Origin of the sequence: Methanohalobium evestigatum Z-7303, assembly GCF_000196655.1 — an archaeon.
Classification (GTDB): Archaea; Halobacteriota; Methanosarcinia; order Methanosarcinales; family Methanosarcinaceae; genus Methanohalobium; species Methanohalobium evestigatum.
This window is the reverse complement of sequence record NC_014253.1, coordinates 534320-559115: the sequence shown is the minus strand read 5'-3', so window position 1 is coordinate 559115 and position 24796 is coordinate 534320. Positions and strand designations below refer to the sequence as shown.

Annotated in this window: 25 protein-coding genes, 1 other RNA gene and 1 pseudogene; 16 read left to right on the top strand and 11 right to left on the bottom strand. The window is 37.4% G+C overall.

The window, feature by feature from the left end; translation table 11 throughout:
• The first annotated feature begins 17 nt into the window (after positions 1-17).
• Positions 18-656, top strand: a complete 639-nt coding sequence (locus tag METEV_RS02800; protein WP_013194039.1) for a DUF2150 family protein — start codon at positions 18-20, stop codon at positions 654-656.
• Here METEV_RS02800 and METEV_RS02795 read toward each other — a convergent pair.
• A complete protein-coding gene (locus METEV_RS02795; protein ID WP_013194038.1) occupies positions 653-1924 on the bottom strand; it encodes a glycosyltransferase family 4 protein in 1272 nt (423 codons plus the stop codon). The genes METEV_RS02800 and METEV_RS02795 overlap by 4 nt on opposite strands.
• A 69-nt stretch (positions 1925-1993) precedes the next feature.
• On the opposite strand from METEV_RS02795, the gene cfbA reads away from it, so the two are divergent.
• From cfbA to METEV_RS02750, 9 genes are all read left to right on the top strand, one after another.
• Positions 1994-2398: a sirohydrochlorin nickelochelatase gene (gene cfbA / locus METEV_RS02790; protein WP_013194037.1), complete on the top strand. Its 405-nt coding sequence runs from the start codon at positions 1994-1996 to the stop codon at positions 2396-2398.
• Positions 2399-2418: 20 nt separating this feature from the next.
• Positions 2419-3810 (top strand): coenzyme F430 synthase, encoded by a 1392-nt coding sequence (cfbE, locus tag METEV_RS02785; RefSeq protein WP_013194036.1) that lies wholly within the window; start codon positions 2419-2421, stop codon positions 3808-3810.
• An 18-nt stretch (positions 3811-3828) separates the two neighbouring features.
• A complete protein-coding gene (gene cfbD / locus METEV_RS02780; protein ID WP_013194035.1) occupies positions 3829-4950 on the top strand; it encodes a Ni-sirohydrochlorin a,c-diamide reductive cyclase catalytic subunit in 1122 nt (373 codons plus the stop codon).
• A gap of 14 nt (positions 4951-4964) precedes the next feature.
• Entirely contained in the window at positions 4965-5846 is an 882-nt protein-coding gene (gene cfbC / locus METEV_RS02775; protein WP_013194034.1) for a Ni-sirohydrochlorin a,c-diamide reductive cyclase ATP-dependent reductase subunit, read from the top strand.
• The gene (cfbB, locus tag METEV_RS02770; protein WP_013194033.1) at positions 5813-7288 is read left to right on the top strand and encodes a Ni-sirohydrochlorin a,c-diamide synthase; all 1476 of its coding nucleotides are present in this window, start codon (positions 5813-5815) and stop codon (positions 7286-7288) included. The genes cfbC and cfbB overlap by 34 nt, the downstream gene beginning before the upstream one ends.
• Positions 7289-7314: 26 nt before the next feature.
• Positions 7315-8370, top strand: coding sequence for a tRNA-intron lyase (gene endA, locus METEV_RS02765; RefSeq protein ID WP_013194032.1), 1056 nt, complete (start codon positions 7315-7317; stop codon positions 8368-8370).
• Between the two features lie 9 nt (positions 8371-8379).
• Positions 8380-8772, top strand: coding sequence for a DUF2209 domain-containing protein (locus METEV_RS02760; protein ID WP_013194031.1), 393 nt, complete (start codon positions 8380-8382; stop codon positions 8770-8772).
• A gap of 28 nt (positions 8773-8800) precedes the next feature.
• On the top strand, positions 8801-10057 hold the full coding sequence (hflX, locus tag METEV_RS02755) for a GTPase HflX (protein WP_013194030.1): 1257 nt from the start codon (positions 8801-8803) through the stop codon (positions 10055-10057).
• 215 nt (positions 10058-10272) lie between these two features.
• On the top strand, positions 10273-10944 hold the full coding sequence (locus METEV_RS02750; RefSeq protein ID WP_013194029.1) for a CehA/McbA family metallohydrolase: 672 nt from the start codon (positions 10273-10275) through the stop codon (positions 10942-10944).
• A gap of 2 nt (positions 10945-10946) precedes the next feature.
• Here the strand turns inward: METEV_RS02750 and METEV_RS02745 are convergent, their stop codons facing one another.
• The 3 genes from METEV_RS02745 to METEV_RS02735 are packed head-to-tail and all read right to left on the bottom strand — an operon-like array spanning position 10947 to position 13632.
• Positions 10947-11546 carry a DUF447 domain-containing protein gene (locus METEV_RS02745; protein WP_013194028.1) on the bottom strand — a complete coding sequence of 200 codons (600 nt, stop codon included), beginning with the start codon at positions 11544-11546 and terminating at the stop codon, positions 10947-10949.
• The gene (locus tag METEV_RS02740) at positions 11543-12490 is read right to left on the bottom strand and encodes a triphosphoribosyl-dephospho-CoA synthase (protein WP_013194027.1); all 948 of its coding nucleotides are present in this window, start codon (positions 12488-12490) and stop codon (positions 11543-11545) included. The genes METEV_RS02745 and METEV_RS02740 overlap by 4 nt, the downstream gene beginning before the upstream one ends.
• Positions 12487-13632, bottom strand: a complete 1146-nt coding sequence (locus METEV_RS02735; RefSeq protein ID WP_013194026.1) for a methanogenesis marker 9 domain-containing protein — start codon at positions 13630-13632, stop codon at positions 12487-12489. Before METEV_RS02735 ends, METEV_RS02740 begins: the two co-directional genes overlap by 4 nt.
• A 160-nt stretch (positions 13633-13792) precedes the next feature.
• Between METEV_RS02735 and rnpB the strand changes: the two genes are divergently transcribed.
• An RNA gene (gene rnpB / locus METEV_RS11335) (RNase P RNA component) lies at positions 13793-14141 on the top strand.
• Between the two features lie 29 nt (positions 14142-14170).
• Here the strand turns inward: rnpB and METEV_RS02730 are convergent.
• Positions 14171-14761, bottom strand: a pseudogene (locus METEV_RS02730) (DUF116 domain-containing protein); the annotation flags it as partial.
• Positions 14751-15398, bottom strand: coding sequence for a DUF116 domain-containing protein (locus METEV_RS02725; protein WP_013194024.1), 648 nt, complete (start codon positions 15396-15398; stop codon positions 14751-14753). The gene METEV_RS02725 and the pseudogene METEV_RS02730, both read right to left, overlap by 11 nt.
• An 86-nt stretch (positions 15399-15484) precedes the next feature.
• Here METEV_RS02725 and METEV_RS02720 point away from each other — a divergent pair, with 86 nt between their 5' ends.
• Both METEV_RS02720 and METEV_RS02715 read left to right on the top strand, forming a co-directional pair.
• Positions 15485-15916, top strand: a complete 432-nt coding sequence (locus METEV_RS02720) for an NTF2-like N-terminal transpeptidase domain-containing protein (RefSeq protein ID WP_013194023.1) — start codon at positions 15485-15487, stop codon at positions 15914-15916.
• 244 nt (positions 15917-16160) lie between these two features.
• Entirely contained in the window at positions 16161-16406 is a 246-nt protein-coding gene (locus tag METEV_RS02715; protein WP_013194022.1) for a hypothetical protein, read from the top strand.
• A 25-nt stretch (positions 16407-16431) separates the two neighbouring features.
• Here METEV_RS02715 and METEV_RS02710 read toward each other — a convergent pair whose 3' ends face one another.
• Together METEV_RS02710 and METEV_RS02705 are read right to left on the bottom strand one after the other, a co-directional pair.
• On the bottom strand, positions 16432-17670 hold the full coding sequence (locus METEV_RS02710; protein WP_013194021.1) for a (Fe-S)-binding protein: 1239 nt from the start codon (positions 17668-17670) through the stop codon (positions 16432-16434).
• A 5-nt stretch (positions 17671-17675) separates the two neighbouring features.
• The gene (locus METEV_RS02705; RefSeq protein ID WP_013194020.1) at positions 17676-18455 is read right to left on the bottom strand and encodes a disulfide reductase; all 780 of its coding nucleotides are present in this window, start codon (positions 18453-18455) and stop codon (positions 17676-17678) included.
• 330 nt (positions 18456-18785) lie between these two features.
• Here METEV_RS02705 and METEV_RS02700 point away from each other — a divergent pair, with 330 nt between their 5' ends.
• Both METEV_RS02700 and METEV_RS02695 read left to right on the top strand, forming a co-directional pair.
• Complete coding sequence (locus tag METEV_RS02700) at positions 18786-19028, top strand: hypothetical protein (protein WP_157197269.1); 243 nt, start codon at positions 18786-18788, stop codon at positions 19026-19028.
• 9 nt (positions 19029-19037) lie between these two features.
• On the top strand, positions 19038-19484 hold the full coding sequence (locus tag METEV_RS02695; protein WP_049890904.1) for a DDE-type integrase/transposase/recombinase: 447 nt from the start codon (positions 19038-19040) through the stop codon (positions 19482-19484).
• A gap of 251 nt (positions 19485-19735) precedes the next feature.
• Here METEV_RS02695 and METEV_RS02690 read toward each other — a convergent pair whose 3' ends face one another.
• On the bottom strand, positions 19736-20464 hold the full coding sequence (locus METEV_RS02690; RefSeq protein WP_013194019.1) for a DUF72 domain-containing protein: 729 nt from the start codon (positions 20462-20464) through the stop codon (positions 19736-19738).
• Positions 20465-20607: 143 nt separating this feature from the next.
• Here METEV_RS02690 and METEV_RS02685 point away from each other — a divergent pair, with 143 nt between their 5' ends.
• The gene (locus tag METEV_RS02685) at positions 20608-21249 is read left to right on the top strand and encodes an HAD family hydrolase (protein WP_013194018.1); all 642 of its coding nucleotides are present in this window, start codon (positions 20608-20610) and stop codon (positions 21247-21249) included.
• Between the two features lie 35 nt (positions 21250-21284).
• On the opposite strand, the gene METEV_RS02680 is transcribed toward METEV_RS02685, so the two are convergent.
• Positions 21285-23882 carry an S-layer protein domain-containing protein gene (locus METEV_RS02680; protein WP_013194017.1) on the bottom strand — a complete coding sequence of 866 codons (2598 nt, stop codon included), beginning with the start codon at positions 23880-23882 and terminating at the stop codon, positions 21285-21287.
• Between the two features lie 189 nt (positions 23883-24071).
• Entirely contained in the window at positions 24072-24734 is a 663-nt protein-coding gene (locus METEV_RS02675; protein ID WP_013194016.1) for a nitrite/sulfite reductase domain-containing protein, read from the bottom strand.
• Positions 24735-24796: the final 62 nt, after the last annotated feature.

The following is a 24796-nucleotide window of genomic DNA, read 5'->3' as shown; positions in this document are numbered from 1 at the left end:
ACTTTTGAGGTTAACAAATGCCAAACTCAAGTGCACAAAAAGAACACGTAAATAATGAATTTTATACACAAAAGCGCTGGAATAACTGGATAAACAAGGTTAAAGAAAGCGGTTTTGAATTCAAGGAATCTGATGAGGAGACCGAAAAAGAAAGTGCAATTTTTGTCTATATGCAGGATGATGTAATACTTGCATGTCTTAAAGTAATTGCACAATACGAAAGAAATATCCTCTCAAAAGAAGATACACTCGATATTATATCCCAAATTCGTGAAATTGTCCTTGAAGAAATAGATTCCATCTCAGAAGATATTGACCTTATGATAGAGTCATTACAAACGTCACTTATGGCAGCAATTGCTGCATGTGAAGTTTATATCATGGATGAATATGATAAAGAAGCAAAAATTGATGAACTGATAAAAGCGGCAGTTGATGCTGAGGACTCTGAAGACCTCCAAGTAGCAATGCAGTTTATAGCTGAAACCGGAGCACGGGTGATAGGAGGAGAGCAATTACCCGAGAATATATTCGATGAGCTTCCATATGGTCTGGTTGCAGAATGGCTGGATGGAATCGATTCAATTGCTGCTGCTATGGTAGGGGCAGATAGCTATAAAGAAGATGATGGTAGCGGAGATTTTGAACCGATTTAAACCTGTATAACCCTGTTATATACCTCCAGTGTACCCACTGCTATGGTAGTCCAGTTGTATTTGGTTTCTACCAGTTCTCTTCCAAAATTACCCATTGAATCATCACCTAATCCGTCAACTACATAATTTACTCCCCAAGCAATGGATTCTGGATATTTGTAAACAACCACACCGTTTTTGAAATTGTCCACGAGTTTTACAGCATCACTGGCAACTACAGGTTTACCCGCATCCCATGCTTCAAGAACGACAATTCCAAACGGTTCATTACGGCTGGGCATACACACAACATTACAGGCATTATACCAGTCAATGGCAGCTTCATCAGATGCATATCCGAGGAAATGACATGAATCTGAAACACCCAGTGTTTCTGCAAGATATTCACAATGACTGCGCATATCCCCTTCTCCAATAAAAACAAACTGGACATCCTGTCGGTGGTTTAATATCATTGGAACAGATTCCACCAGCAAATCGGGACCTTTTTGATAATTCATACGTCCGATAAAAAGCACAATCGGAGCAAGTGGATGTATGCCGTATTTTTTCTTGACACTCCCGGGGTCTATATTCCTTCTTATTTTGTTAATATGTGTACCGTTTGGAACAATGGATATCTTGTAATCCGGTATCTGATACAGGTATACAACTTCATCGTAGAGTACTTGCGATGTTACTATTACCTCACTTGATTCGTATCCTCCCAGCCATTCTCTTTGTGTTATTTCCTGGGCAATCGGGTCGGGATTGTGTCGATTACCATTTCTTCCCCATTCTGTACTGTGATAGGTGAGGACAAAAGGCAGACCTAACTCATGTTTTAACCTGCATAACACAGTTACAGGATGCCAATCATGACCGTGTAAAACATCGAACTCTCCATATTCATCTCTAACCTCCAGAAACGTTGAATACATCGCATCACACATCTTGTTCATTTGATGTATCACGTCTCCAGAAGGGTCATATACAATCCTGTGATAATGTACACCATTTATTATATCGTGTGCATCATGGTTGCCATCGTTACGGGTAACAATATGTACTTCATGTCCCTTTTCAGCAAGAGCCTCTGAAAGCTCTGTAACATGCGGAGCGATTCCCCCTACTTTAACAGCATGTAGACTTTCCCATGAAAACATTCCGATTCTATATTTACCTTCTTTAACAATTACCCCTCCGATAATACATATAGTGATTTGACAGATATTTATTAATTCCCTATTCTTAAATCTTGATAATATGTTTCCAGAATGTATATCCATGGAAATGAATAAAATATAAGTAACATTATTATAACTTACAGTGTTACAAATACAACATGAGGTTATAAAATGAGTGAAAACAGTAAGTTAGGCATTCTTGCCATAGGACACGGAAGCAAACTTCCATACAATAAACAGGTAGTAACAGATATAGCCAACCGCATAGCAGATAAACATGAGGATGTAGTTGTAAGAGCAGGTTTTATGGAAAAAAATGAGCCAACTGTTGAAGAGGCATTGCAGTCCTTTGAAGGAACAGGGATATCAAAAATTGCAGCAGTACCAGTGTTCCTTGCATCAGGAGTGCATATAACCCAGGATATACCTGAAATACTGGGAATTGATCCGGATTCAAAGGAAGGTAGTATAAAACTAAACGGTACTGAAATTCCAATTGTATATGGAAATCCTCTTGGCAGTGATGACCTACTGGCAGAACTTGTATATAACAGGGCTCAGGAAGCCCTGGATTAATTTATTTTAACAGAAAACTCATGATATCAGGTGCATGTAAATATAAAAACATCGCAGTACTTGACCTTACCCACGGTGGGGCAATAATAGCCAGAAAACTTTCTGAACTGGGTTATAACGTACATGCGGTGGATGTTTATAATACAGAAGATGATGATACTCTTTCTAACCTGAAAATAAACAATATCAGTACCTACAAAAAACCATTTCCTGTAGATTATCTCGATCTTTTGATAACTCCGATACACCTTGACCCTGAATACCCGATGTTAAAACAGGCAATTGCCAAAAATGTAGATATAGCAACCCATCATTGGATTGTTGGGAAAATATTGTCTGATGACAAAAGGCTTGAGGATAAAACAATCATAGAAGTAACCGGTACAAGGGCAAAAACAAGCACATCTTCTCTTCTTGCCGATATATTATCAAGAAAATTGGATGTAGTACTTCATTCATCAAGAGGGGTGGAATACTGGAAAGAGGGATTACCTGAAACTATCTATGACGGTTTGAGTATTACACCGGGGAATATACTGCAGGTAATGGATAGGTCATTTTCTGAAAAATTAAATCCTGATGCATACATTTTCGAGGTTTCACTGGGTGGTACAGGTATTGCTGATTTTAACATTATAACGACACTTGAACAGGACTATAAAATTGCAAAGGAAAATCGATGGGCGAGTAGTGCCAAAACCCAGATGATAAATTATGCAAAGTCAGGTAGCAAATTGTTAATAAATACCGATACAAAGGGATTAATTAATCATTCTGCTAAAAAATTTAATAGTATTTTTGAATTTAATGACGGTAAATATCCTGACTCTCAAGGGGATTTAAATCTAATACTGGATAACAATGATATAATAATCCGATTACCGAATGAAACCATCTCAATAAACACCGGCTACAGTTATGATATCGAATCATATACAACTGCAATTGCGGCTGCTGTATCTACAGCTTACAATATAGGTGTGGAATTATCAGTGATTAAAAAAACGCTTGTCGAATTTTCAGGACTGCAGGGAAGAATGCGTGAACAAACGTTTAATAATTGCATATTAATCGACAATTCCAATTCAGGTACGGATGTAACGTCAGCTGATAAATCACTCGATTATGCACTCGATAAAAAATGTAGTGGTAAGGTTGTAATGGTAATGGGTGAAGAATCTGCACAGGTATGTGAAGGCTTGTCCCTGAAAAAAACTTACGATTTTGTAAATCTCAGAAGTAGCGACATCGACCAGTTGATACTTGTCGGAGATAGATTGCATAACATTAAATTAAAAGATGCATATCATACATCAACCCTTGATGAAGGTTTAAAAGTTGCTTTTGAAATTGTAAATTCAAGCCATGTATCTGACAACCTTATAATATCAAATGTTAAATGTTTCAGGTGAAATACTAAGAGGATGAACATGAGTACAAATCCCAAAACCAAAGAACTTTCAATTATCCATCCACGTCCCAGTTCAATAGTAGCTGCGCTGTATACCCTAAGAGACCTCAATGTGGATGTAGCAATCCTTCACGGTCCTCCGGGATGTTCTTTTAAACATGCACGGTTGCTGGAAGAGGACGGAATTCATGTATTGACAACAGCTCTTGATGAAAACTGTTTCGTGTTTGGGGGTCATGACGAGCTTGTAAATGTAATCAATAAAGCAGTTGACCTGTTCAATCCGGGTCTTATCGGTATAGTGGGTACATGCGCGAGTATGATTATCGGTGAAGATTTACATGAACCGGTTCTGGATGCAAATCTGGATATTCCGGTTATTGAAGTGGAAGTACATGCAGGCTACAGTGATAATACAAAAGGAGTGCTTTTTGCCCTTGAATCTGCACTGGATGCAGGAATCATTGATAGGACCGAATTTGAAAGACAGAAATATCTGCTTGAAGAGGCTACCAGTGTAGAAAAACGTTATGGTGCAGCAAGTAAGCAGTATCTTGAACCATCAAGAGGGGATGTAAAGTATCGGGTAGGCAAACGCATCATTGAGCTTTTAAAAGAGGGTAAACGCGGAATAACCATCATGAATGCCAAAAAAGAGACCGGTTATATGTTTGCAGACATAACATTGGCGGTAAATCAGGTGGCTTCAAAGTTGGGAAAGGAATCAAATATTGTAAACATGGCAAATACTAATGATAATGTTGGTTTGCCCCGTGTTCGCCAGCATGCCCAAAATATCATGGACGATTTTAATGAGAACGATGTAGATGTCCACGAACTGATAGGTGGAATGGATGAGTATCCAATAACAGGAGATGAAATCAACAGATTGATTGAAGAAAAATACAGCGATTATGATTTTGCGGTCATCTCTGGAGTCCCTCATGCTATTCCAATGGACAATTTATCCGACATGGAAATTGTATCTGTTACCAATGGTCCAAGACAGGTTTTTCCATTAAAAGATATGGGTCATGACCATGTCATAGTAGAAGTAGACCTTCATCCCAAAACACTTGGTGTAGATTATATTGTTGAATCTGAATTCGGAGCAACATTAAGAGAGATAATAAATGAATAAAATTCAGTGGTAGGATGAACAATAAAACCAATGATAACAATCAGAAACAGAAACGAATAGCTTTGTATGGTAAAGGAGGCATCGGTAAATCGAGTACAGCATCAAATGTTGCGGCTGCATGCGCTGATGAAGGATACAAAGTTATGATTATCGGATGTGACCCAAAAAGTGATTCGTCCATAACTTTGCTTGGTGGTAAAAGAATTCCTACAATACTTGATCTTTTGCGTGATGGTGAGGGTTTAAATGAAGAGGATGTTGTATTTGAGGGATACAACGGAGTTAAATGTGTAGAAGTTGGAGGTCCAGAACCCGGTATAGGTTGTGCAGGACGCGGAATTATTGTTGCTATCAATCAGTTGAAAAGAATCTCAGATTCCATGAAAGAAATGGATCTTATAATCTATGATGTTCCCGGAGATATAGTGTGCGGGGGATTTGTGGCACCGGTAAGAAAGGGTATGGTGAATGAATCCTATATAATAACCTCAGGGGAATATATGCCGATGTATGCTGCAAACAATATATGCAGTGGTCTCTCAAAAATCAATACACCGTTAAATGGAATTGTATGTAATTCACGCGATGTCACAAATGAGAAAGAAATAGTAGAAGAATTTGCTCATGAGATAGGAAGTGAACTTCTGTCATTCATCCCCAAAGAACAGATTGTCCAGGATTGTGAACGCGAGGGTTATTCTGTAATGGATATAGCACCCGATTCAAAGATTGCACAGGTTTATCGGGAACTGGCACAAAAAATAATGTCAAAAACAGAGCCAGATTCGGTTTTACCGAATTCAATGGATGATGAACAGTTACGGGAACTTGCAAGAAAGCAAAGCAAACAAGAAACAAAATCATGTCACAACAAAAAAACGATAAGAACCGAATAAAAATACCAATGCCCAGAGTTCTACTGGCTGCAGACCGTTCATCCTCGGGTAAAACTACTATAACCAGTGGATTATTGGCAGCTCTTACTTTTCAGGGATACAGACCCCAGCCTTTTAAAGTAGGTCTGGACTATATAGACCCAAGCTACCATTCAGAGATTACAGGTATTAAAGCACGCAACCTTGATGGTTATCTGATGGATGATGATAAAATACTGGATGTATTTACCCACGCGTTTGAATCCGAAAAAGCGGATTTGGCTGTTATAGAAGGTGTGAGAGGGCTTTTTGAAGGTCTTGAAAGTTTCAGTGATACAGGTAGTACCGCGCAGATTGCAAAAACATTAGATTGTCCAGTGGTTCTTATAATCAATGCCAGAAGTATTACACGCTCGGCAGCTGCGATTGTCAACGGATATGTTAATTTTGACCCGGATGTAAATATTGCCGGTGTAATCCTTAATAATATAGGAGGTGGACGCCATGCTAAAAAGGCAAAGGATGCGATTGAATATTATACGGGAGTGCCGGTTCTTGGTATAATACCCAGAGACGATTCGATGCAGATATCGATGCGTCATCTGGGACTTGTTCCTGCAATTGAAGGACGACAAAAAGATAGTGAATTTAGAAAAAGAATTTACAGTATTGAAAGCATCATTAAAGAAAATGTGGATATTGAAAAAATCATAGAAATATCACATAATGCGTCTCCTGTTGAAAAACCCGAATATACATTATTCAAACCTAATCAAATAAACTACAAACCGACAATCGGCATTGCGCTTGATGAAGCGTTTAACTTCTACTATCACAACAATATTGAATTACTCGAACTGGAAGGTGCAAGGATTAAATATTTCAGTCCTATCCATGATGCTCATCTACCCAAGGTTGACGGATTGTATATTGGCGGCGGATACCCTGAACTATTCGGGGACGAACTCGAATCCAATGAGTCCATACGAAACGATATTAAAGAAGCTTCTGGACAGGGGTTGCCCATTTATGCTGAATGCGGTGGGCTTATGTATCTTACCGAAAAAATGACCACAGGTGTCCAGAACAAACACAAAGGAAAGTATCATATGGCAGAAATGCAGGAATCGACCTATAACATGGTGGGGGCACTTCCGGGACATACCCTTATGGGGCACACACGGGTTGTAAGTTATAACATCGGGATGTTTAAATGCGATTCTGTTATTGGAAAAGCAGGAAATTCGTTCAGAGGACACGAGTTTCATCATTCAGAGATAACCAACCTCCCGTCAAACTCAAATTTTGCAATCAAACTTTCCAGAGGTACAGGAATAGTCAGTGGATGGGACGGTTTAACAGTAAACAACACTATGGGTTCGTATGCTCACCTTGAAGCAGTTTCCTATGAAGCGTTTGCATCGTCATTTGTTGATTGTATATTCAGGTCTGATAATTTTTAAAATCGTAATTTATCCGGGTGACTTATTTGATAGGTGAACTAACAAATGATAGAGTACTGGTTGACGAGAAAGGTATAGATGAATTATACAAAAGTGGTTATTTTGGAAGGCCAAAAGGAAACAAACTTGAATTAAGTCTGGTGGAGGCTGCTTATCTTCTCTACCGCAACAAAATCAAAGCACAGGAAAACGAAAAAGGGTTGGATTTTACTGATTTTTTTAAAAAGGCGTCACTTAGGCAGCAGTATTTTGAACTAAAATACATTGTTTACAAGGATATACGTGAAAGAGGGTTGTATATCCAGCCGGGAGTTACGGACTTCAGGGTGTATCCCAGAGGAGGACATCCCGGAAAATCACAGCCAAGGAGTTATATTCATGTACATTCTGAACGAATACCTCTATCTCTCAAAGACCTGCAAAAGTTACTTGAAACAGCTGATAACGTCCACAAGCAGTTAATTCTTGCAATCGTTGATGAGGAAAGTGATATAACCTTTTATGAAGCTAAAAAGGTAAACATTAAAGGAGATATGAAGAAACTTTACCCGGATTTAACAACCAGTGCTTCATTGATGGAGGACAGGGTTCTTATCTGGGATGGGGAGTCATCCAATACAATACATGAAAATGGATTCTACGGTAAATTGCTCGACCCTGAACATCTGCAATTATCACTTGTGGAATCAGGATATCTGCTTGAGAATAACATTATACAGGTTAATGACAGGAAAAATGGAAATCATCTAAATTTTAGTGAATTCTCAAAAAGGGCATCTTTTATAGAATCAGAATTTCCCCGCAAATGCAGAGTTTATAGTGACCTGAGGAATCGGGGACTGGTTCCAAAGACAGGTTTTAAATTCGGAACTCATTTCAGAGTTTATAAACAGGTTGAATCTTCTAATAATATACCACATTCAGAATATCTTGTCCATGCGTTGCCGAATGATTATGAATTTATACTTCCTGTTATGTCAAGGGCAATCAGATTGGCTAACAGCGTCAAAAAACGCATGCTTTTTGCAGTAGAAAAAGAGAAAGGGTTTGAATATATCGATATTGGTAGAGTAAAAATGTAAGAAGATAACATGTGGGATATTATTGCTGTTGACATATCGGGGCGACATAAAATAAAAAACGGTTACTATATGGTATGTGCAGCAGTTTCTGTTGTATCTTCTGCAGACCATGTTGAGAAAGTAAATCAGGTTAAAATCAAACCGTTCTGGATGGATTCGGCACCACAGGTAACAGATGTGGTCAGGATAATTGAAGATACTGTTAAAGAAATAAAATATGATGGAACGATTGTTGCCGAAAAAGGGGATATGTATAATAAACCGGAGTGGGTGGCAACAAGTATGTTTTCAAAGAATTTTAAATATCAGGAATCTTTGAGTGAAAGACTTGCGATAGAAATGGCACATCATATATCTTTAAGTGCTCGAAATCTCCTTATTCAAGAACTTGATATATCCTAATCTGTAACATAATGTATCTAGTGGTTTTATGAAATCAGTAATCCTTGTCCAGAGGAATGAGCCAAGGAGTAATGAATCAGAAAATTCTGATAAACTTTTTGAATTAGAAGAGCTCGCAAAATCTGCCGGTTATTGTATAGTAGGAGAAATAACACAATCCAAAAATCCTGACAGAAGATATCAGGTGGGCAGGGGTAAAGTCGATGAACTGGCATCACTTGTAAATGAATACAATGCAGAAAAGGTGATTTTTTACAATCAGCTCAGTACCATACAGATATACAATGTATCAGAAACCTGCAAATGTGAAGTTATCGACAAGTTTCACCTCATTCTGGAAATATTTGCAACAAGAGCAACAACTAAGAGGGCAAAACTACAGGTAGAACTTGCACAACTTGAATATGAACTTCCCAAAGCAAAAAACATTGTTTCTCTGCTTAAACAGGAAGAACGTCCTGGGTTCATGAGCCTTGGTGAATATGAAGATTCCTATGAACAGGATATTAAAAATAGAATCAGCAGAATTAAAAACGAATTAAAAACCGCCAAAAAGGACAGAGAGTCTCTACGAAAATTCAGGCATGATAAGGGTTTTTCCCTTGTGGCACTGGCGGGTTATACCAACGCAGGTAAAAGTACATTATTTAATACAATTGTTGATGAAGATGTAAGGGTGGAAGATATGCTTTTTACTACTCTTTCACCAGTGACACGCTCTCTAAATCTTGGTGGCAGACATGTACTGCTTACTGATACGGTCGGTTTTATTGAAGATCTCCCACACTGGATGATAGATGCATTCCGTTCAACACTTGATGAGATATTCCTTACTGATGTAATTCTTCTTGTTGTTGATGTTGCAGAAGATGCGGAAAAAATCCGCAAAAAACTTGCCACATCCCATGAAATACTATGGAATAAATCCGAAGGTGCACCCATTATAACAGTACTGAACAAAGTGGATGCAATAAAAAGTGATGAACTCAACAAAAAACTTGATAAAATAGAATACCTTGCACCAAACCCTGTTTTTATCTCTGCAAAATCAGGATACGGGCTTGACAACCTCAAAAAACAAATCAACCAGCAGGTACCCGGATGGAAGCGTACAAGTGTATCACTTCCGATGTCAGATGATGGAATGGCTGCGGTATCATGGCTTTTTGAAGAAGGGGTGGTCCACAATATCGATTATGGTGACTACATTGAAGTAGACCTTGAAGCCAGAGATGAAATAATTCACAAAGCACAGATTTATGAAAGGGAAATATTTGTGGATTAAATCTTTTAAAATTTGTTCGTATCAGGGCGAAAGTTATATCTATCATTATATCATTAGTATAATTACGAACGGGTTTCTGCTCTGTTCTGATGTTCTCCATCCTACCCTCTCCCATACATACCTCCATCTTAAAAACCCGTTCGCTCCTCCATGAATTCCATATTGTTATTTTTACCTGCCAAATATTTATAAACTCATGTGGCTTTTTATTTTATATGCGGTTACTAATTGATGTTCATGTACATTCTTGTTTTTCAAAAGACAGCAATTCCAAACTGGAATCCATAATCAGTTTTGCTGAAAAAAATGGACTTGATGCTGTGGCAATCTGTGACCATGATACTGTTGAGGGTGGTATTGAAGGTTTAAAAGTAGCAAAAAAACTTGGGTCAAAGATAACAGTAATACCCGGTATAGAGGTAACGTCCACAAAAGGTCATATCCTTGTGCTTGGTGTGGACAAAAATATTGAACCTCATTTAACTCCTGAAGAAACCATAAAAGCCGCAAGAAAATCAGGGGGAGTTGTTATTGTACCTCATCCCTTTAAAATATCCTCTCAAGGTATAGGTTTTGTAGACGGGATAGATATCGATGCTGTAGAGGTGCTAAATTCACGTTGTTTTACAGACAAACCCAACGATGAAGCAAGAAGAGCGGCTCAACTCCATAATATACCGGAAGCGGGTGGAAGTGATTCCCATATACCCGATACAGTAGGACAGACCTATACCATAGTGGAAGTATCTGAAAACACACCAGAAGCAATAATTTCAGCCATAAAAAATGGTACAATCAGTGCAGGGGGTAAAAAAGTACCTGTAAGTGTTGTTTTCAAACATACACTCTCAACAATAAAAAGAAAGGTTTTACAGCGATTGCGGTAAATTCAATGTTCAATATTTAAATAATCATACAAAATTTTCATTGCCCGTTTTTCCTTTGATCCACCGCATTTTTTAACCGTGTTATTGAGTTCATATACCATATTCAGATACTTTTCATCATCAAATACTCGGTAGCGTGTTGCATGGATTAAAGCATCCAGTACAGCATTAAAACCCCTGTTTGGGGCTTTGATAACATTCCGGTTTATACAGGCATACAGTGGTAAGACATCTGCAACCAGTGTATTTTTTGTATATCTTATATCACTGCATTCAAATATTACATAGCTCAGGGCGTTTTTTAAGAACGGATGCTTCCTGTTATTTACAGAAACCGTATCAAATTCTTCATCGCAGAGATTGGTAAATGTAGAACGAGCAAATACAACCGGGTCAATGACCACATTTGCGACAAGACATTTTTCATTTACTACATTTTCATACGTCTGTGAGCCTTTAAAAAGTCTGATTTGTATCCTGTCATCTTTGCGAATTAACCCCATTGGAGCAGCGTTTGGTGAATCTGTCCCAGTGGTAATAATTGTTTCTGATATGCCATCGTATATGCCGTATTCCTTAAGGTTAATATTATTCTGATTCAAAATCTGATACCTCCAAGTAAGGCAATGTACAGACCAGCTATAGTTATGTCTGCTGTAGAACCAGGATTTATTTTTTTATCAAGAAGTTCCCTGTCAAATTTCTGGATATCTGGTATCATGGATTCAAAATCAGTATTCTGTTCTTCAAGAGCTGAGATTATTTCTGAAGCTTTTGTTGATACATATACAGCAGTTTCTGTATCAAATTTTGTTTCGATGAAGGTATCCTTGTTTTCAGAAAGTATTTTTAAAAAGGCATAAACGATAGTGTTATTGATATTGTTATAGTTATTTTTCATTTTCTCAATTATGATTTCAGCACACTGGCTGCATCTGTTAAATCCTTCTGACCACTCATTTGCAACTATATCGTAGTTTTTTGCAATTTCCATCAGATCATAAAGTGTAATATTTTGCTCATACAATGAATCAATTGAGTTTTCATCCTGCAAATCAAAATCATCTACATTATTGACACGGACACCGGCAAGCCTGAAAGATTCATAGAAATCCACAGCATCCAGAACATCGGTATTTTTAACCAGATCATGGGCACAATTTATGAGTTCATTTAATGAAAATTGGGATTTGTGTGCCATAATCTTTCCTGCAGCCATTGTAAGAGGTATCAGTAAAATGAATGCTCCAAAATGAGTATTTCCGCCTTTCTGCCAGTTCACGCTTTCACTGACAGAACGTTTTATAAGTTTGCCGATACCGTGACTGGATTTTGATGCATCTTCAATAACCGGATAAACTCCAATGGCAGATGCCATAAAATGTTCGTAATAGGTATCAATATAATTGTGGTCTCTATCAACATTTCCCGGTTTCGGGAATGCTGATACTTCAAGAACCATTGAAAGCTGAGCACAGCGGGTAATATAAGATGCTATTTTATCTCCGCTGTACTCATCCTCTGGTAAATAGGTTTTAATATTCATTCTGTCTCATTTACAGGGATGTTTGCGTTATCCAGAATATAATCCGCCAGTTCTTTTTTAAGACGCATATATTCGGGTCCTGACATATCCAGCATATACAGTACACCGTCGCGTATAGGACAGAATTTGGTCAGTTTGCAGCACCAGGCAAGTGAGCCAAAACAGGTGCTGTCACCGAATTCAAGTTTTGAACCTTTGGAAAATTCCATTTTCAGATTTTTGAATTCTTCAGGAGAAATACCCAGTTTATTAAGTTTTTTCTGAACTGCACAGGGTTTAATCGGAGGACAGCAAAATGTTAAACCACGTAGGTCTCCTTCTCCTGCACATATGTGTTTTGGAGCGTTGTACCAGCCGGTTTTATTCTGGAAATCGTTAACACTCTCAACAAGTTCATCGATAAGGTAGGGATTGTCCATAACTCCTCTTGACACTGAAACCAAATCAGCACCCCGGGAGAATATATCCTTTGCGTCCGAAAATTCGGTAATAGAATTGTTTCCTATAAGGGTCATTCTGACAGAATCCCGGATTTTTCGTATTGCTTTCAGGTCTGCAGTGTTTTTTCCTTCAAGAGTGGCATCGATGTGTAGTATATCTGCTCCTGCAGATTCGATTTGTCTTGATAATTCAACATCATCAACAACATTTGCACGTATTTTAACAGAGAGCACAACCCCTGTTTCTTTTATCTTTTGGATCCAATCTGCAAGTCTTGAGGTATCATGCATCAGCGCCTCTCCGACACCGATATTAACCATTTCCTCCTGCCTGCAGTGAGCATCCAGTTCAAGAATTGCATCTGATTCTTTTGCTATTTGTGCAGCTTCTATAAGAGGCTCGGGTGTAGCACTTCTTACATTTACAGCCACTACACTACCAGTATCCACATTGTTTATTTCCTCTTTTAAAAACTGTAACGGATTGTCAGTGATAAACTCTTCACGTCCTCTTTCAGCCATTCTGGATGCGGCTTCATTTGTTTTATCGTCCAGATTAAAGCCGCCAAGTATTACAAGCCCTGCGTTTTTTGCATACTTGTTGGCAAAGTTGCTGTCTGTAACGCCAGCCATCGGACCGAGTGCAATCGGATTTTTGAGTGAGATGTTATCTACCTGTAAATTAAATAATTCATTATTCAAGTTAAAACCTCGGTTAAAAGTGATTTAAAAATAATTATTTGGTTTTAATTTTAATTCTGAACCTAATACATGGATTGTGGCATATTAATGTAACGCTGTGATGCCAGAGCCAATAGATTTAAGTACATAATCAATTTAAATTTAACCTATAATTGAGAATGAGAGAGGAAGGACGGCCGCCGGGTCTGTTGACCTGAGGAAAGTCTCCCCACCGTAAAAATACACGAACGCCTGTAAAGGGCGTCAGGCGAGAGCCTGGGCAATGGCACAGAAACGCTATCGCCCCATGTCAATGCGGTGATACCTGATGGTTGAGGTCGCATGGTGGCGAATGGAACGGCGAATCCTCGTGGGTGCAAGTCAGTTCCGGGAAATGTGCCCGGAAAATTTTAATTGACGCTAAGCTGAATACCGTCGCTGCAAGCGCTCGTTATTTGATGAGCCGTTCTGCATCGTCTACATGATGCGGAACTTTTGCAGTAACAGAAGGGAGCTTACTCTCCTCACTCATTTTCAAATCATTTAATGTTTTTTTCAGGTTATTGTAGTCAATTGTTGTATTGTAACATCCGTCTTCCAACAGTGGAACACCGTAGGTTACTATGTTTTTTTGCTTCAGATACCTCATAACTTTGTTTAGTTCATAATAACAGGCAAGTAACAGCGCACCATCTACAGGTTCTTTTTTGACAATATGCCGGATATATGAAGAACCTGCAACAATGTAGAGTTTATAATTATAATTTTCAGCATCTTTTTTGATACTGGCTAATATACATTTATTACAGGATATGCATTTAATCCCAAACCTTGTTGATGATGCAGGACAATCAAGAGAACGCATACAATGAGGCGCCAGTATCAGACGGTTTCGGGTTTTTTTGAAACTTGATTTATTGGCAGTGTTTCGGAGGCTTACCATTAATTTATCAAGCTTGGAAGAATCACTAAATTTTTGAAAAAGGATTTTGATTGGGAGATAAAAAAAATCAAGGATGTTTACAAAAAATCCTGCAAGCCAGACGTTTCTGTTTAGGTTTATACGACCAACCAGCAAGGCGGTTGTCGTTAGTATAATTGAAACGATTATAAAAAAGAACAATGCAATACCAATTAGATTATAAAGCATTATTGTTGCACATCTCCATTTTTCTTATTACTTCATCTACATCAACTTCTGTGTTGTAGCATCCATCTTTTAACAACCATACACCCTGTACAGGCATGTATTTGGATACTTCCTGCATTGATTCAGTTAATTCCATATGACATGCAACTCCTATACATGCATGGGGTCTGTAGGATTTTATAATTTTTCTGACAAAACTATCACCGGGCACTACAAATACTTTGAAATTATACTTTTCGGCAGCTTCACATATGGTACCTATGTCGCAGAGACCACATTTTTCGCATTCATAACCGGTTATGGGGTCGCATCTGGCTTTGCAGTTTGGATGCCTGAGGCATTGGGGAAGAATTACTGCACATTTACCATTAACCTGTTTGAATCTTTCAAGCATTACAGCGTTTCCTACCTCAATAATAATATCATCTACAATTGACTCTTTTATAGAACACGTTCTGCAAATCAGTTTGGCGGGTGAGTAGAAAAAGTACAGCATGAAAAATATAAAATTTGGAAACAGTGATTTATTTTTCTTGTAGCTGTATATTCCAATTAACAGTGATATCAAAGTTAAAATTATAACAGCAACAACAAGATACACAAATACCCTACCAAGAAGTGCATAAGGAATGTACATATATCCAAAAAAGGTTAATGTCTATATTTAAATGCTACGTATAAATTAAATCAAACGAAACATTATATCAGGGTTTAACGCATATTTTGGATAAAGGGGATATTATAGAAAAATTTGTTTTAGCATTATTAATAGCGTTTTTGAGCGCGGTTTCTTTTAGTGGTTGTATAGGGGGACCAGAATCAACACCTGAAGAGACGTTGGATGATTACATTTCATATTACAATTCAAGTGAGTTTAACAATATCTATGATGAATTGTTGTCATCTGATGTAAAAGATGATTATACCAGAGATGAATTTCATAATTTGAATAGAATTTCAGAAGCAACGTTTCGCATAAATGGCTATGAAATAACTGGCAGTTCTGATGAAAATGGTTCAGTAATACTGACTGTGGATGTTATCTGGAATGTGAATGCTTTTGATATACAAAGAACAAAAACTCATACAATTGAATTTGTTGTAGAAGATAACCGATGGAAAATGAATGATATTTTAAGACCTATAGAAATATGACTAATCTGTGAGTATAAATTTAGAAAGCTACAGTGAAAAATGAGCCAAAGTATTATGGCTGTGTGGAGTGTATTAACTGTAGCTTTCTAAATTTATATGCGCAGTAGTATTATTTAGATTTTGGGTATTATATATACTAAAATTTAGTTTCAATTTCATTTTATTAAAAAAATATTTATGTGGATTGGGTTAATTATATCTAATTTGTAATCTGTGAATGATATAGAATTACTGGGGGAGTATATTGTTAGTATCATTAGACCATAAAAAGGTCATAGTTGAAAACACGACAACGCGTGAAAGACACCTAAAAATACCCAGAAAATACCTGGATTACAAAGGAATTGAATTAGGTCCAGAATCAACCATTCTCAATGAAGTAAGAGATGCATATTTACTGCTGGATTCCAACATCAATGGTGTATGGATTCCCAAAGAAATAGTAATTGATGAATTGAAATTATATCTGTCAGAATATGAAAATGTATAAATTAAAAAGAGTAAAAGGGTTTTGGTTATTCCCCTTCTACCTCAAGTCCAAGTGCTTCTGCAACAAGAACAATAACGTCTTCTACTTCCATATCTTTTGCATCTACTGAATCCCTTGCATCTGCTAGGTTTCTTTTACAGAATGGACAGGCACTTGAGAGTATGTCTGCATCGGTTTCAAGAGCATCTTCTATACGCTCTTCACCAACTTTAAGTGCAAGGTCTGGAATACCAGCTTTCATACCTCCTCCTGCACCACAGCAACGGCTGTAATCTTTTATTCTGTCCATTTCTATCAGTTTGATTCCTGGTATATTTTCAAGTACATATCTTGGAGCATCATATGTACCAACGTGGCGACCCATGTGACAGGGATCATGATAGGTGACAGTTTTGTTGATGGATTTTTCCCATTTGATTTTGCCCTGTTTGATAAGGTCAGCAAGGAATTCTGTAATATGTACAATTTCAAATGGTAACGGTTTTCCATATAATTTAGGCCAATCTACAATAGAAGTACGGTAACATCCTGCACATGCATAAAGTACTTTGCTTGCACCTTTGGCTTTTATATTTTCGACATTTTTGATTGTACAGTCTCTGGCAATGTTTTCTAGCTCGGATTGGCCGGTTCTAAGGAGAGGTGAACCACAGCAAAGTTCATCTTCACCAAGCATGGCAAAGTCAATACCAAGTTTATTAAGAACGCGTGCAGTAGCAACGGCAAGTTTGGTTTGTTTATACTCTGCAGTACATCCACCATAATATACAATGTCAGCGGTTTCTTTAACTTCTATATCTTCAGGCATCCATGCAGTTCTATTTTCAGCGGGTTCCATGTACGGGTTACCATACTCGGATACAAGTTTAAAGAAATATTTCTGTTTTCCGTAGGGACCTTGTCCACGTTTTACAAGATTTGCACGTATACCTTCCCAGAGATTTATGGTGTCAATACCTGATTCACATACTGTTTCACAGATTCCACAGGTTGTACATTGATATAGGTCGGATGAGAACTCATCGAGTTCTTCTTCTGATATCTCCTTTGGACCAAAGAGTTTTGCTCTTAGTCCATAGGATTTGTTCATATAGTCTCTCCACCTCAGGATTTTATCTCGAGGTGCGAGTCCCGGTTCCTGACCGGATGCGGAATATGTAGGACACCACTGAACGCATTCTCCGCACCTTGTACAGGAATCCAGTTCCATAAGTTGTACAGCGGTTATTCCTTTGGTGTCTATTGATGGTTGTTTTTTAGCCATTGTAATTACTCACCTTCCTCTGCTTCTATATTTGCAAGAATTGTGAGAGGTGTTGCTATCATGTGTATATATTTGCTGAACGGTATGTAGGCTATACAAAACAGTAGTGATACTACTGCATGAAATAGTGCCATTTGGGGTGCTGCATTTATACCCCAGTCTATTCCAAATGCCCAGAAATCTCCAATTCTGATACCCTGTGCAACAAATCCTGTGATTACAATAAATGTAAGTCCAGCTAACAGGACTGCATCATAGGATATTGTACTCTCTCTTGCTCTTTTAACAAACAATCTTCTAAAGATTGCTATGCCTATTCCCAATAACAGGATATAGCTGAACAAATCGTTCCATGGTTGTAGCATCTGCCTTATTGCTTCTGGGTGAATATTAACACCAGAAAGGCTTAGAAGTTCTATTAAAAACATCAGTAATGACAGTAAAAATAATGTCATCCATCCTACAAAAATGCTTATATGCATAAACCATCTGAACTTACTTATTCTTATAATCCGTCTTTGTAATATGATATCCAGCACTAAGGTTTTAAGGATTATTTTCCAGTCACCCTTTTTGGCAACCTGTGATGCGAACGTTTTTGGGAAGACTGTTATACCTCCGCCACCGGGTTCCTGTGCATATCCGGTGGTTCCAAGTCCCCATTTTTTAATGTTCAAATACATTCCATACAGGAATATACCTATAGCTATTACTGATAATATCATAACCTGTACAAAGGTTATTCTCATTGCATCTGATATTCCAGAAAAATACTCCATGCTCATAAAATATACCTCCTGACATAATAAAAGGTTAATATAGTAGCAATTAATTGCTTATTTGGGGTTCTAAAATCATTAAGTTAGCAGGATTGTAGTTTTAATTATATTTAAACATTTCCGTATCCAATTAATTATATATAAATGATGAGCATACAGATGTATCTCTAAATCTTATAACTAAAACTACATCGTTTTAAGACAGGTAATAGTTGATAAATATGGTACATAAGTACTTCTGAATTTGTATTTTTTATAACCTTTTCTGATACACCACCGGCACTGTTCAGTTAAGAAATAAATAGGGGATTCATCCTCCTATTTAAGGGGGGATGAATGATGAACTTAGAGGCATTATCAGATTTGATACCGGTAGATATTAAATCTTTCGTGGAAAGGAAAAGAAGAGATGTGAAAGCTATAGCATTATCCATACTCCTGTATCAACAGGGATTAAGTTTGAGGAGAACTTCAGAACTATTATCGTATATGTCTGAACCGATAAGCTACAGAGGAGTACATTACTGGGTACAGAAGTTCGGATGGTGTGTACAGCCTTATGATGGAGAATTGCCATAAACCATAGTAGTGGATGAGACTAAAGTACAGCTTGGCAGTGAGTACTGGTTCCTATACGCGGCTATAAACCCCGATTCTAAAAAGATAGTGTATGCCAGAATCTATCCCACAAGGAACTACCTGACTACAAAGTCTTTCTTTAAGGATTTGAAAAAAATGTACGGACAACTGCCTCAGATGGCAGTTGTGGATGGTGGACCATGGTACAAAGCTCTGGAAAGACTCGATATTAAGAGGGTTGTAATATCCGGTGATATCAGGAATTATATCGAAAGATGGTTCAAATCATTCAAAAGAAGGGTCAAGGTGTTCGATAAATACTTCCCACATAAACAGGGATTCGTTCAGCATATCAATAACTGGATTGATATGTACATCGCGTATCATAATTATATCAGAAAACATCAATCCCTAAATCTATATACTCCTTATCAATGGGAAATATGCATTAACTGAACAGTACCACACCACCTGCAAAAAATTTTCTATACTGCTTTTACTGGGTGTTCTCATTACAATCAGGTCAATGTTATTTTCTCTGGAAAAATCAGCAATCTCTTGACAGGATGCCTTTCAATGTATGTAGGACTTTACCTCCAATCCTTTGTTTTTGCCGATTTTTTCTACATAATCAGATGCAGAATTAAACATCACCATATTATGACCGAGTTGGTTTAGTATCCTTTACATTATGTTTGGTTATCTGCTTAGTAATCTTGGGTAAGAAGTTCTCTAAGATTATAGGCATCATGGACAGCATAGCCATTTTCATCATTGTTGAAATAACAATAGACTTTTTTGGCATCGGTTTTTTTGATTTTTGACGCATAATCTTTTAGTTTTTCTTTACCATACTTTTCAGTGTACCAGTTGTTTATTCCGTGAAAACGCATATACAGGATATTGGATGTTACAGTAATTATTTCGGGTAATTCAGGAGAAGATATTATACAGTATCCGATTTTATATTTTTGAAGTAGAGATTGTACATCCTCTGTAAACCATGATACATGTCTGAATTCGATGACATTGTTTTTGCGTTTGTCAAGGTTTTTGCAGAACTCTTCCAGAAGTTCCATGTTTTTGTGAAGATTCGAGGGTAATTGCCACAATACACATCCAAGCTTATGTTGTAGCGGGGCAGCCCTTTCATAAAAAGCTTTGATGTCATCTTCTACATCATGTAGTTTCTTGAAATGAGTTATTACTCGGTATCCTTTGATTGTAAATTTGAAATTAGAAGGAGTTTCATTGTACCATCTGGAAAATGTCTTTGGTTTTATTGGATTGTAGAATGTACTGTTTACTTCTACGGTATTGAAACGTTCCGCATAATAGGACAGCCATTTCTTTTTACCCAGTTTCTCAGGATATAACACATTCCTCCAGTGGTCATATTGCCATCCAGAAGTTCCAATGAAATATTTATCTGCCATATTATCGCACTTAATAATATTGTAAATACACTCTCAGAATAGTTTATTATCAGTGAGTTATTTATTACTGTTGCATATATGTCCTCTATGACGTTTATAATTATGTTTTTTATACAAAAACCACTAACTAGGGATGGATAATTATGTTAAAAGCCCTTATGTTTGATATGGATGGAGTGCTGGTAAATTCCATGCCCTATCATGTAGAAGCTATGAAAGTAGCGTTTGATAATATCGGAGTGCAAATTAACAAGCAGGATATCTATGAGCATGAAGGTTCCAGAACTATTGATATTGTACGTGATTTGCTGATAAAGGATAACAAAAACCCTGATTCGTTTAATCTTGATGGTATAATACAACAATACGAGCAGGAATTTAACAAAATTGTAAAACTGGAACCTTTTGAAGGGCTAAAGGATTTATTGGATGCACTGAAAAACAAATACATCTTATGTGTTGTTTCTGGAGCAGAGGATTCTATTGTAAAGGATATTCTTGAAAAACTGTATCCTGATGTGTTTGATGTCATCATTACAGCAAATGATGTGGAAAACGGGAAACCTGTACCTGAACCATATTTAAGGGCTGTTGAGAAATCAGGTGTAGAAAAAGGTGAATGCATAGTATTTGAGAATGCAATGCTTGGGGTAGAATCTGCAAAAAGAGCAGGGTTATACTGTGTAGCAATTCCAACATACATAGATAGAAATAAACTTGAAAATGCAGATGTAATTGTTGAAAATCATGATTGTCTAAAACAATACCTCATTGATTTGGAATAATTAAAAAAAGGAATAGGAGTTAAAGACTAACTCCATTACTTTTGTCGTTTTCTGAACAGGTAGGCGATTGTCAATACAGCTATTAACCCAAATACACCAATTCCAGGTACTCCACTGGGTGTAACTGTATATGTACCAGTTTGTCCATCAACCTCAACCGAATAGTTACCGGGTTCATTTTCTGTATGTGTAAATTCTACTGTTGTAGAATTACCTGCATCCAGATTTATTTGCTCTGAATCTTCCATTGTTCCATTGACCATGAGTTCAATGGTATAGTCTCCTCCCATATTGCCGATATTGGTTGCATTAACTGTTATTGAAACCGGATTACCGGCTTCGACTTCAGATGGCGATATGTTCAGGTCCGAGATACTGAACTGGGCACCGGATTCAAGTATTTCGATATTCTCTTCACCATCCTGATATCCATCTTTAGATGCAGTTACTTTGTGTACCCCGGGATCGTTAGTGGTGTAGTTTATAGTCCCGTCTGCTGATGTGTCACCAATCGATTCATCGTCATATGTAACTTCTGCATTTTCTATCGGTTCATTACCGATTGCTTCTGTTACAGTTATGGTAATTATATCACCTGCAAATATTTCATCAGGTGAAATATCAACACTCATCCTGTTCTCCTGCTGACCTATAACTTCAATTTCTTTACTTGCTGAAACAAATCCCTGTTTTTCAGCGGTAACAGTGAATGTACCGGTATCTTCTGGAGTATATTCAATAGTTCCTTCTCTTGTAGTAGTTCCTATATTTTCATCATCAACCATTACAACAGCATTCTGTACAGCTGCACCGCGCGATTCAATAGTTATAGTAACAGTTGAATCCTGGGTAATGGTGTCTGGTAGGTCTATGGTTAACATATCACCAGGACCAGTGGTAACTTCCACAAATGGATAATATCTTACAGTATCTGAATCATCTGCAACTTTGAAATTGATATTGCCCATTATGCTGATAGTATCATCCTGACCAAGTGTTATTGAGTCGTCATTACTCATTGAAATTTCATTAGAACTGACAGAGTCAACTTCCATTTTACCATAGTTGTCTCCATCATCGACTTCGGTATAATCTTCCGAAATCTGGAATATGCCCTCTACAAACACAGCGTTGGTTTCTGAGCCTCTGAAAATGTCTTCAAAATTTACAGCAATAATGGGTACATCATCGGCAGAACCTACATCTTTTTCATAGGTATAGACATCACCACCTGAAACAACTCCACTATCTATTTGTTCTCCATCTTTATGTAATTCAACAAATACACTATCTCCTTCAAGGTCAACTTCCACGATGCGAAGTCTGTATCCTTCCTCAAGTACCAGTGATGAACCTGAGAATGTGGATTTTGTTTCATCGTCGTCAATTAAGACTTTGGAAAGCTGTCCATCAGACATAAGACTGACATCTTCGTCAGAGAATGTGGTGTTATCTTCTGTGTAACCGGCAAAGTATTTTTCAGCCATGAAACCGATGACCTCATACGATCCGAAATCACCGAATTCAAACTCAACTTCTGCAGGCTCTGTTGTATAAAGAAGGTCACCATCGTCTATATTTCTTTTATCACGTGTGACTTCAATAGATTCGGTTTTTAATCCTTCATCAATGTCATAATAAAACCCTTCAAAGTTTAATGGCGTCCATTCGAAGTTTTCATTTTCTGTAACGGTACCCCTGAGTTCATATGTTCCGGATTCTGATATATCCACATATGGACCGAATCTAAGTGTGCTGTCATCTGCAACAATAAAATTGAGTCTGCCCATTATGTTGATGTCATCGCCTTGGCCAAGTGTTATTGAGTCATCATTACTCATTGTAATTTCATTAGAAGTGACAGAGTCAACTTCCATTTTTCCATAGTTGTCTCCATCATCGACTTCGGTATAATCTTCAGAAATTTGGAATATGCCCTCTACAAACACAGCGTTGGTTTCTGTGCCTCTGAAAATGTTATCAAAATTTACAGCAATAATGGGTACATCATCGGCAGAACCTAGATCTTTTTCATAGGTATAGACATCACCACCTGATACAATACCGCTATCTATTTGGTCACCATCTTTTCTCAGTTCTACAAAAACGCTATCGCCATTAATATCAACCTCTATTATATGAATTGAATACCCTTCTTCAAGTTCAAGTTCAGAACCTGCAAAAAACGATTCTCTATCATCAGTATCAGTTAGAACCTTTGCAAGCTGACCATCTGACATTAGACTTACATCTTCATCAGTGAATGTGGTATTATCAGTATAACCGGCAAAATATCTCTCAGCCATGAAACCGATAACCTCATACGAACCAAATTCGTTGTATTCAAATTCTGTTTCAATCGGTTTGGTCGTATACTCAAGGTCACCATCGTTTACATTTCTACTGTCACTATCAAGGTTTATTGTAAGTGTTTCAGAACTTTCGTTTGTGTCAAGGTCGTAATAGAATCCGGAATAACTCATGGCAGTCCATGTATAATCCCGACTTACGTTCTCATTTGCGTCCCATATTCTGTTTCCTGTTGAATTATCTGCGGCTGTGGATATACCTGCAGTGGCAATTAACCCGAAGATGAATAATACTGTAAGTATTAGTTTACTATGTAATTTCATACCATCACACTCCCATATTTAAAGGGGAACAATTAAAGAAAATATTATTTTTAAATATCCATATCTGTAATTTACTTACTCCCCAATACTATAATCTTCAACATGGATAATAAAATTTTCGATGATAGTTCTATTTGAAAAGAAAAAGTAAATATAAATTTTATATTCCAATCAACAATCTAAATTGTTTTAAAGTCCTACTTCTTCTTTGAATTTTTCAATACCCATATTGTCGATAACCTGACCAAGACGTTTCTTGCTGGTCTGGGATTTGTAGAATTCAATAATCCTGTCAACGTATTGGATTACTTCTTCTTCAGAAAGTTCTGTGGCAACGGTATTTGCTATCCTGGGTTTAAGACCTGCACTGCCGCCAAGCATCAGAGTGTAACCTTTTGAAGTACCCATGATACCGATATCTTTTACAGCAGGTTCAGAACATGAGTTCATACATCCTGCTACACCCATTTTCATCTTTCCTGGAAGTTCCATACCATGATATTTCTCATCAAGTTTTAATCCGAGAGCTACAGAATCCTGTTGTCCGCGTTTGCAGAATGTTGTACCGGGGCAAAATTTAACACTTCTTACACAGACACCTATTGCAGCACCGGGTTGCATTTCAAGTTCAGACCACACATCATCGAGGTCTTCCTCGTTTAAACCTACAATGGCAATTCTCTGGGATGAGGTTACTTTAAGAGCCTGTGCATCGTATTTTTCTGCTACATCTGCTATTTTTTTGAGCATATCTGCAGAGACAATTCCACCTGGTATATGTGGTGCTATAGCATAGGTTTCTTTATCTCTTTGCAGAATTGCTCCTTTTTCGAGTAAATCTTTCTCTGCCATTATTAATCACTCCCCATTCTTATTATGTTATTACAATATTTATTTATTGTCTTAATCTATAT

What these genes read in the sequence shown, in the direction of transcription:
- METEV_RS02795 (WP_013194038.1), bottom strand. Translation starts at nt 1,924, where the DNA reads ATGGATATACATTCTGGAAACATATTATCAAGATTTAAGAATAGGGAA.
- METEV_RS02690 (WP_013194019.1), bottom strand. Translation starts at nt 20,464, where the DNA reads ATGGCAGATAAATATTTCATTGGAACTTCTGGATGGCAATATGACCAC.
- METEV_RS02800 (WP_013194039.1), top strand. Translation starts at nt 18, where the DNA reads ATGCCAAACTCAAGTGCACAAAAAGAACACGTAAATAATGAATTTTAT.
- cfbC (WP_013194034.1), top strand. Translation starts at nt 4,965, where the DNA reads ATGAACAATAAAACCAATGATAACAATCAGAAACAGAAACGAATAGCT.
- METEV_RS02710 (WP_013194021.1), bottom strand. Translation starts at nt 17,670, where the DNA reads ATGGCTAAAAAACAACCATCAATAGACACCAAAGGAATAACCGCTGTA.
- METEV_RS02680 (WP_013194017.1), bottom strand. Translation starts at nt 23,882, where the DNA reads ATGAAATTACATAGTAAACTAATACTTACAGTATTATTCATCTTCGGG.
- cfbE (WP_013194036.1), top strand. Translation starts at nt 2,419, where the DNA reads ATGATATCAGGTGCATGTAAATATAAAAACATCGCAGTACTTGACCTT.
- METEV_RS02750 (WP_013194029.1), top strand. Translation starts at nt 10,273, where the DNA reads ATGCGGTTACTAATTGATGTTCATGTACATTCTTGTTTTTCAAAAGAC.
- METEV_RS02705 (WP_013194020.1), bottom strand. Translation starts at nt 18,455, where the DNA reads ATGAGCATGGAGTATTTTTCTGGAATATCAGATGCAATGAGAATAACC.
- hflX (WP_013194030.1), top strand. Translation starts at nt 8,801, where the DNA reads ATGAAATCAGTAATCCTTGTCCAGAGGAATGAGCCAAGGAGTAATGAA.
- METEV_RS02725 (WP_013194024.1), bottom strand. Translation starts at nt 15,398, where the DNA reads ATGTACATTCCTTATGCACTTCTTGGTAGGGTATTTGTGTATCTTGTT.
- METEV_RS02760 (WP_013194031.1), top strand. Translation starts at nt 8,380, where the DNA reads ATGTGGGATATTATTGCTGTTGACATATCGGGGCGACATAAAATAAAA.
- cfbA (WP_013194037.1), top strand. Translation starts at nt 1,994, where the DNA reads ATGAGTGAAAACAGTAAGTTAGGCATTCTTGCCATAGGACACGGAAGC.
- METEV_RS02740 (WP_013194027.1), bottom strand. Translation starts at nt 12,490, where the DNA reads ATGAATATTAAAACCTATTTACCAGAGGATGAGTACAGCGGAGATAAA.
- METEV_RS02700 (WP_157197269.1), top strand. Translation starts at nt 18,786, where the DNA reads ATGATGAACTTAGAGGCATTATCAGATTTGATACCGGTAGATATTAAA.
- METEV_RS02685 (WP_013194018.1), top strand. Translation starts at nt 20,608, where the DNA reads ATGTTAAAAGCCCTTATGTTTGATATGGATGGAGTGCTGGTAAATTCC.
- cfbB (WP_013194033.1), top strand. Translation starts at nt 5,813, where the DNA reads ATGTCACAACAAAAAAACGATAAGAACCGAATAAAAATACCAATGCCC.
- METEV_RS02675 (WP_013194016.1), bottom strand. Translation starts at nt 24,734, where the DNA reads ATGGCAGAGAAAGATTTACTCGAAAAAGGAGCAATTCTGCAAAGAGAT.
- cfbD (WP_013194035.1), top strand. Translation starts at nt 3,829, where the DNA reads ATGAGTACAAATCCCAAAACCAAAGAACTTTCAATTATCCATCCACGT.